This is a genomic window from Kibdelosporangium philippinense, from assembly GCF_021390435.2.
In the GTDB taxonomy this organism is placed as follows: Bacteria; Actinomycetota; Actinomycetes; order Mycobacteriales; family Pseudonocardiaceae; genus Kibdelosporangium; species Kibdelosporangium philippinense.
In genome coordinates this window covers 2879441-2890624 of the sequence record NZ_JAJVCN010000001.1, presented here as the reverse complement: position 1 = coordinate 2890624, position 11184 = coordinate 2879441, and the positions used below count along the sequence as shown (strand labels likewise).

Genomic DNA, 11184 nt, shown 5'->3' with positions numbered 1-11184 from the left:
CTTCTGTTCGGTGGTGTTTCAGACACCCTCACGTCGTACCAGCGATGTGACAGGGAATGCTCCCACGGGTGGATCTAGGTGATCACCGCCAGGTACGGTCATGATCTCTTCACGGCGGCTCTAAAAGGGCGGGTGCGCATGGTCGAGATCATCGGGGCCGGTTTCGGCCGTACCGGAACGGCGTCGTTGAAGCGGGCAGTCGAGCTGCTCGGTTTCGATCCCTGCCACCACATGAGCGAAGTCCTCAAACAGCCGAGCACCACCGTCCAGTGGACGACCGCGCTCAACGGCGACCCGAGCGTCCTGCCCGAGCTGCTGCGTGACTACCGCGCGACGCTGGACTTCCCCGGCTGTCTGCTCTGGCGCGAGATGATGGATCTCTATCCGTCGGCCAAGGTGCTGCTCAGCGTGCGTGATCCGAAGAAGTGGTACGACAGCGCCCGGGCGACCATCCTCAGCCCGATCCGCAACGAGAACATCGACCAGAACCTCGCGGCCCTGCTTGCCCCGTTCTCCGAGGCGATGGCGAGCCGAGGATTCCGCCGGGATCTGGCCGAGGCCGACATGATCGCCGTGTTCAACAAGCACAACGAAACCGTGCGCGCCGCCGTCGACCCATCCCGGCTTCTCGTGTACGAGGTCAGCGAAGGCTGGGAGCCGCTGTGCGCGTTCCTTGGTGTCGAGGTTCCGGATGTGCCGTTCCCCCGGTCCAATGACTCGGCTTCGTTCCGGGACAACGTCACGAAGATCATCAGTGGCCGTGCGCAGGACATGGCCACGTAGGCAGAACGGCTAGTGTGGTCAGGTGAACGATGTCTCACCTTTCACCGAAACGACCGCTACGGCTCGGTACGCGGGTTTCACCTCCCTCATCGAGAGCGGGCCGGTGCGAAAGGTCACGCTGTTCACCGGCGTACCCGTCTGGCTGATCACCAGGCACGCCGAGGCGCGGCAAGCACTGGCACACCCTGACATCGTCAAGTCGATCACCGAATTCCCGCACCAGGACCACGTTCCCGCCGATCTGCTCGCGGCGATGAACACGCACATGCTGATGGCCAACCCGCCCGACCACACACGGCTGCGCAAACTCGTCTCCGCCGTGTTCACCCGCAGGCGGATTGAGACCTTCGAGCCGCGGATCAAGCAGATCAGTGCAGCATTGCTTGACTCGCTCGATGGTTCGCCGGTCGACTTGGTCAGCGAATACGCCTATCCCCTGCCGATCACCGTGATCTGCGAGCTGATCGGTGTTCCGGCGTTGCAGTGCGACGAGTTCCGGCGCCTGTCGCAGATCGCCATCAATGGCCCGGTGTACTCGGCCGAGACCTACGTCGACGCGGCCACCGAAATGGTCGGCCTGATGCGCGACATGATCACGCAACGGCGTGCCAGGCCTCAGCAGGACCTGCTCTCTGAGCTGATCACGGTCCGCGATGGTGGCGACAAGCTGACCGACGACGAGCTCACATCGATGATGGTGTTGTTGCTCGTCGCAGGCCACGAAACCACGGTCAACCTGATCGCCACAGGCATGTACAACCTGCTCAGCCATCCGTCCCAACTGGACAAACTACGAGCCGACCGGTCACTGGTCCCGTCAGCCGTCGAGGAACTGCTGCGTTACGACGGCCCGGCCATGGTCACCATCCCGGCCAAGACCAACGCGCCTGTGCGGATCGGCGACGTCACCATTCCCGCAGGCGAGGTCGTGCTGCCGACCTTGTCGTCGGCGAACCGGGACCCTCGCCGGTTCTCCTCCCCGGACCAGCTCGACATCACCAGGGACGACAACCAGCACATGGCTTTCGGTCACGGAATCCACCATTGTCTCGGTGCTCCGCTTGCCCGCCTTGAAGCCAGGGTCGCGGTCAACGATCTGCTTGACCGCTTCCCCAGGCCGCGGCTGGCCAATCCCGCCGACGAGCCGGAGCGGTATCCGAGCCTGCTCATCAACGGGATCACCCGCCTTGACGTGCTTATCGACTGATCGGCTGATCGGTGTCGTCCAGGAAACCGCCGGACTGGTGCTGCCAAAGCCTGGCGTAGGTGCCGTCGAGCTCAAGCAGTTCGCTGTGGCTGCCTCGCTCAACTATCTCGCCCTGGTCCAGTACGACCAGCTGATCCATCTGCGCGACCGTGCTCAGCCGGTGCGCGACCACGATCGCGGTCCGGTTCTCCATGAGCTGCCAGAGTGCTTGCTGGACAAGGATTTCACTCTCCGAGTCCAGCGCGCTCGTTGCCTCGTCGAGCAGTAGGATCGGGGCGTCACGCAGGATCGCTCGGGCGAGCGCCACGCGTTGCCGTTGCCCGCCGGACAGTTTGACGCCACGCTCACCAACGAGCGTGTCGAACCCTTGTGGCAGATCGACTGCGAACTCGGCCACGTGCGCCGCCTTGGCCGCGCGCAGAATCTCCTCATCGGTCGCACCCGGCCGGGCGAAGGCGATGTTCTCCTTGAGGGTCCGGTGGAACATCGCCGGATCTTGTGGGACGTACGCGATCAGGCTGCGCAGGTCGGCCTGTTTGAGCTTGCTGATGTCCTGGCCGCCGATCATGATCCGGCCGCCGTGGATGTCCATCATCCGCAACAACAGCTTGCTCAGCGTGCTCTTGCCGCCGCCGGACCGGCCGACCAGACCGACCTTCGTACCGTTGGGGACAGTCAGGTTCAGCCCGGTGAACAGCGGTGACGACGCGCCCGCATGGGTGAAGGACACGTTGTCGAAGTGCACGTCTGCCTTGGTGCGCTTGAGTTCCTCCGGGTTGTCCGGGTCGACGACCTTCGGTGAGTCCAGCAGAAGCTCGGTGAACTGGGCGGCTTCGGTCAGCGAGCTCTCGATCCGCCGGTAGATCTGGTTGAACTCGAACATGATCCGGGTGGCGGCGGTGAAGTACGTGAAGGTCACGATGACCTCCTCCACTCCGACATTGCCGAGGCTGACCGCGAGCAGCAGCCCCAAAGCCGTGGTGAGCACGTAAAGCGGCGCGACCACCATGTCGATCTTGAGGTTGCCGTAGTCCCATGAGCGAACCGTGAGCCTGCGGTGCTCGGCGACACGCGAGCGATGCTCGGCCGCTTCACGTTCCTCTGCGGCGAAAGCACGGACCGTCTCCATGTTCGTGAGGCTGTCCGCGACATGTCCGGAAACCCTGGCGATAGCGGCTTCCCGCTTGTCCACGAGCACCTGGCGCCGCTTGATCAACGGCGCCACAGCGACGCCGGTCACCGTGATCATGCCAATCATGACCAAAACCAGGACAGGGTCATAGGTCCACAGGATGACCGAGGCGAAGCCGAGCGGGATCACGCTCGAGACCACCTGAAACGCCAGTGTGTCGAGGATGTCGACGTACCGGCTGGCGAAGCTGAGCTCCCGTTTGGTCAGTGAGCCCGCGAAGTTGTCGTGGAAGAACGCGGCGTCCTTGGCCAGCAGGGCCTGCATGGCGAAGGTGTTGAGGTGTTCGCTGCCCAACCCGCCCGCGCGGTTGAGCATGTGCAAGCCGATCCGCCAGAACAGTTCGGCCAGCAACATCAAACCCGCGAAGGCAACCACGTACGGCACGACGTTCGTGCCACCGCTCGCCAGATGACCGGCGAGTTGGGCGACCGCGAGCGGCGCGATGTACAGGATGCACGTGTTGCCAAAGGCCGGAAACAGCATCGCGGGGATCGAATATCGTCTTTGTCGGACCAGTTCGTGCCAGTAATATCGAAGTGCCAGCAAGATCGCTTGTCGGCGCGCTGTCATGTGACCCCTTCCCAGAACAGCGGAACCGCACATGCTGCCGTGCCCGGCCCGATACTGCGATTGATTTTCTCCGTTGCGACGAACAGCGGTATGATCGTCTCGATGCGATCCGAGGCCCACGAGCGGCGCGTTCAGTTGATGCGGGCCAAGACCCTGCACGACCGACTCTCCACATTGGAGCCTGGCGGCTTCGCCCAGTGGGCGATGCTGCCCAGCTGGGTCCGCCCCGCACTGGATGACACGCGCCCGACGACAGCGGTTCCCGATACCACTCTGCCCTTGACCGCCGCGAATGTCGCGGGCTGGATGCGGGATTTCGTGGAGTTATCCGGCTCGTGTGACCGCTGGTACGTCTCGACCGGGTTGTGGATGTTCCCCTGGCTGTCGGTTCGCACGATCGTGCCCGACTGGCTCGAGCAGATCGTGAAGGTCCGCAGCGAGGAGATCACGCTGCTGGCCGGTTCGCGAGACGTGCTCGTGGCCTTCTACGTGGAAGAGTACGAGTTCCAAGCCTTCCGCAGATCAGGGTGAACTCGTGGACCAACATTTGCCCAGGTCAGACCTCGTGAGTGGTTATCCGGGTTCTAACCTTGATAACCACTCACGAGCTTTGACACCTTGTGACCTCAGCTTCCGGTGATGCTGAAGCTGGATCCTGGTTCTATCACCACATTTCCTCCGGCCGAGTTCGTGATGGTCACGTTGTTCAGGGTCGCGCTACCTCGAGCACTCCCCTGCGCCAAGATCCCGGCGCCGCCATTGTTCGACTTGTCGATCCGGACGTTCGTGATCGCCACGTTCGGCATGTTTCCGCCGCCGCCCTTGAACTGGATTCCGTCGTACGTCGAGTCCACGATCTCCGTGTCCCGGATCGTCACGCCCGTGATATCCCGGTTCTGGGCGAACAGGGTGATCGCACCGAACTTCTGGGCTTCGCCCCAGAACACGCCGCCCGCCCTGTACAGCCCGTTGTTGGCTATCAACGTCTGTCCACTGAATGGCAGGGGATCATGATCTGTCGCCAGCATGATGCCGGGATAGTTCATCGTGTCGTAGATCAGGTTGTTTTCGATCTTGTTGTTGTAGCCTCCGTAGATCGCCACGCCGTTCGCACGCCAGGGCAGCTGGATTGTGTTGTTCACGAAACTGTTGTCGTGCGCGATGTCCACCGCCGGGTCCTTCACGTACCGGTTCGCCCACACCGCCAGCGAGTCGTCGCCCGTTGTCCGGAAGGACGAGTTGAACACGCTCGAGTTACGGCTTCCGTTCGTGAAGTTGATGCCGTCCGCATAGGTGTTGCGGATCCGCATCCCGCTGAATTCAAGGCCATCGGCCGGGCCCCACAACTCCGGGATGTTGTCGAAGTCCCGACCGACCCACACGCCTACGTTCGCGTGTTCGATCCAGACGTTGCTGATCTTCGTTCCGGTGCCGAAGCGACCGTTGAGGCCCACTCCGCCTTCCGCTCCACCGCCTCCTCTGATCCGGCCGGAGCCGAAGATCGCGATGTCCGACAGCTGCACGTTCTTGTCGATGTCGAAGCCGAAGTTTCCTTCGTGCGGGTGGTTGATACCGCCCGCGTTCTGTGGCTCTGTCAACGTGTAGAGCTGCGAGTGCCACATGCCCGCGCCTCTGATCGTCACGTTGCTGATACCGACCTGGTTGTACTGGCCGCGGTTGAGGGGGTCATCGGTCAGGATCTTCTGCTCCTGCCGCCATTGCCCCGCCGGGATCCACACGCAGCTGATCACGCCGTTCTGGTCGTCGGTCACGGCTTTCTGGATCGCCGGGGTGTCGTCGATTCCGTCGTTCGGGATGGCGCCGTACGAGGTGATCGACGTGCATCCGGCCGGTTGGCTTGCCGGGGGTGCGACCTGTTCGAGGTCGATCAGGTCGATGATGTAGAACGCGGCCGTGTCCCAAGAGTCGCGCTGCAGCCGGAACTTCGTGCCTGGTGGGTACGAAGTGGACAGCAGGGCGTGCGACTCGTCGAACAGCCTGCGCGCGTTGGCCTGCGGGCTGTTCGTCAGGCCCTCGGGATCGTCCGTTGTTCCGTAGAGCCAGCTGTGCTTGGACGACAGGGACAGCTTCTGCGCGAAGGTTCCGTTGATGTACAAGCTGATCGTCGCGTCGATGCCGCCGCCGCTCGGGGAGTCCGGGATGGAGTTGCGGACGACGATCGAGTTCGCCGCGTTGGCCGAGGTGAACTCGACGAACTGGCCGGTGTTGTTCAACCGCACCGACTGGCGGCCCGAGGACTCGGTCGCGAAATTGGTGTGCCCGAAGGTGCGCAGCGGGTCGGTCTGCAGCAGGGTTCCTTGGTAGCTAGCGGCTTCTGCTTCGTACTCGACATACGGCACCGCCGCGCCCCTGCCGACCACGATCGACCGGGACAGGGAGTTGTTCGTTTCGTTCGTCTCAGTGACGACGTTGGTCGCGTCAGCGGTCGCGGTGATCGTGGCGCCGCCACTCGTGGCGGTCCAGCTGCCGCTGACAGCAACGTTGGTTGTCGCACCGGCGGCTACGGACGCCGTGTTGGTGTTCAATGTCGTGCTGCCAACCGTCAGGCGTGTCACGGACGCACCCGACGCTGTCGTGCCACGGTTGTTCACGGCGACCGTGAAGGTGACGGTAGCGCCGACCGCTGGGTTGGGCGGATTGGACGTGATGTTGGTGATCAGCAGGTCAGGGCCGGGTGATTGGGCCACGACCAGCTGCGTGGAGGCCGTCAGGCTGTTGTTGCCATCGTTCTGTTCGATAATTGCATTGTTTGGATCAACAACTGACGTGACCGCGTAACTGCCCATCGCACGCCTGCCGACGTCCACCGTGACCGTCGCCGACGCGCCGGCCGCCAGGCCGGAAACAGGGGCGCTACCTGCGACAACGCCGCCGAGACTGACGTTGACCGTTGTCGCACCGGCGGCAGCGGAACCGATGTTCTGGACGGTCGCGCGGACCGTGATCGCGTCGGTTTCCGTGGGCGCGGCGGGTGTCCACGACAAGGCCGACACCGTCAGGTCCGGGTTCGGCGCGGCGGTTCCCATCACAAGCAACTCGCCCACCTGTCCGCCAGGCGCACCGGAGTTGGCCGTGAAGCGCAGCCGCAGATCGGCAACGCGGCCGGTGACCGGAATGGTCACCGAGTTGCCGGATGACGGGTTGAAAGCATACTGTGCCAAGGCTTTCAGCGAGCTGAAGCCCGTCGCCGACTGTTCCCGGCCGAGGACTTCGACGGTCTGGGTACGCGGCCCCCAGATCGGGTCGGGGTTGAGTTTGATCACCACCGAGCTGACGTCCGCGTTCGCGCCGAGCTTGACCGTCAGCATTCCGTCGAAACCGGCGGATTCCCAATACGTGCCAACGTTGTTGTCGTTCGCGTTGGCCGCGACAAAGTTGTGCACATGCGAGTTGGCCTCAACTGGCTTGCCAGCGGCTATGTTGCCTTCCCCGCCGGGCGGCGGTTCGCTGCCAGGACCGTAGATCTCGAACTCCGACAGCTGCGCCGCGGGCCAGCCGGTGTTCGCGGTGATGTTGACCCGTACGTATCGCACGGCTGTGGCAGGGAAATCGATGGTCACGGTGTTGGCCGAGGACGGCGAGAACACGCGACCGGCCGAGGCCGACAAGGCGCTGAAAGCAGAGGCATCAGTGCTGCCCTGCACGCTGAGGGTCTGCGTACGAGCGCCCCACGAACCGGGCAGTTTCAGCACCACCTGGTTGACGCTGACACTGCTACCGAGATCGACTTGAACCCATTGCGGGAGCGCGTTGTTCGTGCTCTCCCAGTATGTCTGCGCGTTGCCGTCATTGACGTTGCCTGCCGGGTACCCACCCTGGGTCCCGCTCGCCGTAACGGTTTTGCCGATGGACAGGTTGGGGCCGTCGGCTGCTAAAGCCGTGCTCGGCGAGACCCCCGCGACGGCCATTGCCGCCACGAGGATGCCACTGACCAGGCGCAAGCGACGCTGCTTACGTTCCATGGATGGTGTCCTCTGTTCTGTTGTGCGGGCAGGGTGAGATCGGCCGACGCCGAGGACGCGTCCGCCGAACGATTGCATGGCAATCCATGCAAATTGAGCGCTGTTAGCTAACTTCTTGCAGGGTCAGTTCCAGAGTTTTCATGCCCGCACCGGTTAAGTCAACGGTTCAGACGTGCCCGCGCAGCCGCGACCAGGCCAGCACCACGTGCACCCGGTCGGGGACGCCCAGCTTGCCGAGGATGTTCGAGACGTGGACCTTCACCGTGTAGCGGCTGATCGTCAGCCGGTCCGCGATCTCGTCATTGGCAAGGCCGGATGCGATCAGCTCGGACACCTCGCGCTCCCTCGGCGACAAACCATGGATCGCCCGCAGCAGCATCTGGTCTTCAGCGCTGGGCATCGCCGGACGGAACGCGGTGATCATCCGTGCCGTCGCCTCGGGAGCGAGAACGGCTTGACCTGCGGCGACGATCCGGATGCCGTCCCGGAGCCGTTCGCTTGGCGCGTCCTTGAGCAAGAAGCCGCTGGCTCCTGCCTGCAACGCGGCATAGACATAGCTGTCCAGGTCATACGTCGTCAGGATGAGCACTCGCGCGCGCCCGGCGATGCGCCGCGTCGCCTCGATTCCATCCAGCACGGGCATCCGGATGTCCATCAGCACGACATCCGGCGCGTGCCGGTCGACGGCGGTCACAGCTTCCTGCCCGTTCGCCGCGACTCCGACCACCGACAGGTCGTCGGCGGCGTCGATGATCTTGGTCAGCGCCTCCCTGAGCAACTGTTCATCATCACAGACCACTACGCGGAGCACGGCACGCTCCTCGCAGGCAGAACAGCACGCACCTCGAACCCGCCGCCGGGACACGGACCCGCCTCAAGCGTGCCCCCGACAAGGGAAACCCGTTCGCGCATGCCGATCAATCCCATGCCGGTGCCGGGATTCGGGGGTTTCACGGACTGGGCGTTGACAACGACCACGGACAGTTGGTCTGCAGTGAAGAACAAGGACACGGTTGTCGCGACCGGCCCTGCGTGTTTGATCACGTTGGTCAGCGACTCCTGAATCACCCGATAGGCGGCGTGTTCGATGCTGGCGTCCAGCGGCCCCGCCTTTCCTTGCCGGACCACCTCGATGTCCAGCGGCGTGGCTGAGATCAAGGCGTTGATCTGGGCAAGGCCGGGTGGAACGATCAACGGGTCATGGTCGGTCGCGGACGTGTTCGCGCGCAGCACACCGAGCAACCGCCGCAACTCCGCGAGCGAGTCACGACCGGTCCGCGCGACTCTGTGCAGCGTTTCCCGTGCCTCGTCGGGTGATCCGGTCTCGGCGGCCGCGGTGGCGTCGAGCACCATCGCGGTCACCGAGTGGTTCAGGATGTCGTGCAGTTCCCTTGCCAGCAGGGCACGTTCACGCTCAACGACCTGAGTGCGCTCGGTTTCGAGCTGACGCATCCGGGACCGGTGGCGCGCGCCGAGTCGTCCGCTCATCCAGAACCCCACGAACATCACCGCGATCGACGAGACGCCGACCACGGCGAACAGCGGCTCCGATCCGCCCGCGATACTCACGACCATCCCGATCGCGAGCAACGTGAGACCGACGGCGAGCCCGATTCGTTGCTGCACGGGCTTTCCCCACGTGCCCAACGCGAACGTGGCGACGAGGAACCCGACGAAGATCTCCGAATCGAGCACGATCAGCACGGTTTCCAGGCCCATCACGACCAGCAGGACGGTGAGCGGGAACCGGCGGTACCAGGCGAGCACGAACGTCTGCGCCGCCGCGACCGCAAGCATGATCTCGATGTGCCGCTCGACCGGTCCGTCCAATATGGACAGCCAGGCGACGGTCACCGGCAGCAGCGCGAGCAGTCCGTCGCTCAGCCGCTCCAGGCCAGTACGGTCGCCTTGCGCACCCGCCACCATCTGCGGCCAAGCACCACCAGCGCGATCGCCCAAGGAATCATGCCGAACGTCCAGCTCACCGCCGCCGGCGGCCCCGGCATCGGTCCCGCGAGGACCGGCAACGTCCCGGTCCCCACTCCCGGCACGGTGAATTCGAAGCGCCACAGCCCCTCCTCGGGTAATGCCACGACATCCAGCCCCCACGCGTGCCGCGCCTGCGGATGCCGCTGCAACTTCATGTCCGCCTCGCCATCGAGGCCGACAATGCCCAGAGCCTGCGGTTGGCCAGACGGCGCTATCGCGCGCACAGTTCCCCCGCGCCCCTCGATCCCCCCAGCAGGCTCGAACGTGAAGTCTAGCGATCGTCCGGCTTTGATGGGCCAATCCGAGAAAGACGCGGTCAATGTGGTGTTTCCCAACGAAATGCGTTCGCTGTGCACTACCGTCAACGGTTCTGCTTGAGCGGCGGCCGTCGGCGCCGACAAGATCATTACGCTGGCAACGCTGAGCGCGAGCAGGAGCCTCATACCGCCACCGCCTGACGGGAGCTGAGCCGACGCAGCAACGCCGCGTTCTGCCAGCCGAAACGGCCACCAACAGCAGCGAAGGCCGTGACGATCACGATATTCAGCAGCGGGTTGGCCGTGGACTCGTCGAGAAAGCTCATGGACACGGTCGCTGCCAGCCCAACAACAGCGCCCAACCCGGCCATGACGACCTGGGGCGTGATCTGGCGTCGTATGGCAAACCAGACAACGCCTGCCGCCAGTAGCGCGAGGACTGGGAATATCAAAGGCATCGCCAGCGCGACCCGTGGTATTCCCGACGCGTTGTCCCGAATCGGCTGGCCGATCCCGGCTGCGTACAGCTCGGTCGCCCATGGTGGGAACAGGAACGAGGCGGCGTGCAGGGCCGCATACGTAAGGCCCAGCGCGGCAACCCACCACGCGCTACGGGTGACACCTGCCATCACAGCCAACGTCCAGGCAGCGATCGCGGCGCCGGAGATCGCGGACAGCCTGACGCCCAAGACCGAACCGTCGAGGAGAATCGAACTGGCGGCGACACCGCCCGCACCAGCGGCGGCCAGTCCCCACAGGCCGGACCGGGTGTCCCGCAGAGCGGCGAACGCCATGATCGTCCCGATGGCCTGTACCTGCATCGCGAGCTGCAGGCTGAGGTGGGACGGCGTGCTCTCCAGCACGTCGAAGCCGTAAATCGTGTGCCACCACAGGTCGATCGCGCCGTACACCAGGTGCCCGGCCGCGCCGAGACCCGCGACCAGGAATGGGGCGGGCGCACGCAAACCCACCACGCGCACGGCCGGGCCGGTGTCCTTCTGGCTCTTCAGCACGACAACGAGGCTGGTCAGGCCGATCAGCGCGGTGCCGAAGTAGAACATCAGGTGCGGCGCGGTGAAAAACGTGTCCGGCCCGACGTCGACGTGCCATTGCCCGTCCCACGCCACGCCAAGCCACAGCGAGCAGAAACCGGCCAGCAGCAACCAGGCGCCCACCACTTGTCGCCTTGGAATCATGAGAACT

9 protein-coding genes are annotated in these 11184 nt (G+C 64.3%); 3 read left to right on the top strand and 6 right to left on the bottom strand.

From position 1 onward, the window contains the following. Nucleotides 1-138 precede the first annotated feature (138 nt). Both LWC34_RS13230 and LWC34_RS58030 read left to right on the top strand, forming a co-directional pair. On the top strand, nt 139-783 hold the full coding sequence (locus LWC34_RS13230) for a sulfotransferase family protein (RefSeq protein ID WP_233725346.1): 645 nt from the start codon (nt 139-141) through the stop codon (nt 781-783). Nucleotides 784-805: 22 nt separating this feature from the next. Next, nucleotides 806-1990 carry a cytochrome P450 family protein gene (locus tag LWC34_RS58030; RefSeq protein ID WP_233725345.1) on the top strand — a complete coding sequence of 395 codons (1185 nt, stop codon included), beginning with the start codon at nt 806-808 and terminating at the stop codon, nt 1988-1990. On the opposite strand, the gene LWC34_RS13220 is transcribed toward LWC34_RS58030, so the two are convergent. Further along, entirely contained in the window at nt 1980-3665 is a 1686-nt protein-coding gene (locus LWC34_RS13220) for an ABC transporter ATP-binding protein (protein ID WP_233725344.1), read from the bottom strand. The two genes, LWC34_RS58030 and LWC34_RS13220, sit on opposite strands and share 11 nt — an antisense overlap. Nucleotides 3666-3854: 189 nt before the next feature. Here LWC34_RS13220 and LWC34_RS13215 point away from each other — a divergent pair, with 189 nt between their 5' ends. Beyond that, nucleotides 3855-4283, top strand: a complete 429-nt coding sequence (locus LWC34_RS13215; protein ID WP_233725343.1) for a hypothetical protein — start codon at nt 3855-3857, stop codon at nt 4281-4283. A gap of 95 nt (nt 4284-4378) precedes the next feature. Here LWC34_RS13215 and LWC34_RS13210 read toward each other — a convergent pair whose 3' ends face one another. The 5 genes from LWC34_RS13210 to LWC34_RS13190 all read right to left on the bottom strand — a co-directional run bounded on the left by LWC34_RS13210 (nt 4379) and on the right by LWC34_RS13190 (nt 11177). Then, complete coding sequence (locus LWC34_RS13210; RefSeq protein WP_233725342.1) at nt 4379-7735, bottom strand: CARDB domain-containing protein; 3357 nt, start codon at nt 7733-7735, stop codon at nt 4379-4381. A 166-nt stretch (nt 7736-7901) separates the two neighbouring features. After that, nucleotides 7902-8546, bottom strand: coding sequence for a response regulator (locus tag LWC34_RS13205; RefSeq protein ID WP_233725341.1), 645 nt, complete (start codon nt 8544-8546; stop codon nt 7902-7904). Next, a complete protein-coding gene (locus LWC34_RS13200; protein WP_233725340.1) occupies nt 8534-9661 on the bottom strand; it encodes a sensor histidine kinase in 1128 nt (375 codons plus the stop codon). The genes LWC34_RS13205 and LWC34_RS13200 overlap by 13 nt, the downstream gene beginning before the upstream one ends. Beyond that, nucleotides 9616-10167: a hypothetical protein gene (locus LWC34_RS13195; protein WP_233725339.1), complete on the bottom strand. Its 552-nt coding sequence runs from the start codon at nt 10165-10167 to the stop codon at nt 9616-9618. The genes LWC34_RS13200 and LWC34_RS13195 overlap by 46 nt, the downstream gene beginning before the upstream one ends. Next, the gene (locus LWC34_RS13190; RefSeq protein ID WP_233725338.1) at nt 10164-11177 is read right to left on the bottom strand and encodes a hypothetical protein; all 1014 of its coding nucleotides are present in this window, start codon (nt 11175-11177) and stop codon (nt 10164-10166) included. Before LWC34_RS13190 ends, LWC34_RS13195 begins: the two co-directional genes overlap by 4 nt. Nucleotides 11178-11184: the final 7 nt, after the last annotated feature.

What these genes read in the sequence shown, in the direction of transcription:
- LWC34_RS13230 (WP_233725346.1), top strand. Translation starts at nt 139, where the DNA reads ATGGTCGAGATCATCGGGGCCGGTTTCGGCCGTACCGGAACGGCGTCG.
- LWC34_RS13190 (WP_233725338.1), bottom strand. Translation starts at nt 11,177, where the DNA reads ATGATTCCAAGGCGACAAGTGGTGGGCGCCTGGTTGCTGCTGGCCGGT.
- LWC34_RS13195 (WP_233725339.1), bottom strand. Translation starts at nt 10,167, where the DNA reads ATGAGGCTCCTGCTCGCGCTCAGCGTTGCCAGCGTAATGATCTTGTCG.
- LWC34_RS13215 (WP_233725343.1), top strand. Translation starts at nt 3,855, where the DNA reads ATGCGATCCGAGGCCCACGAGCGGCGCGTTCAGTTGATGCGGGCCAAG.
- LWC34_RS13220 (WP_233725344.1), bottom strand. Translation starts at nt 3,665, where the DNA reads ATGCTGTTTCCGGCCTTTGGCAACACGTGCATCCTGTACATCGCGCCG.
- LWC34_RS13200 (WP_233725340.1), bottom strand. Translation starts at nt 9,661, where the DNA reads ATGGTGGCGGGTGCGCAAGGCGACCGTACTGGCCTGGAGCGGCTGAGC.
- LWC34_RS13210 (WP_233725342.1), bottom strand. Translation starts at nt 7,735, where the DNA reads ATGGAACGTAAGCAGCGTCGCTTGCGCCTGGTCAGTGGCATCCTCGTG.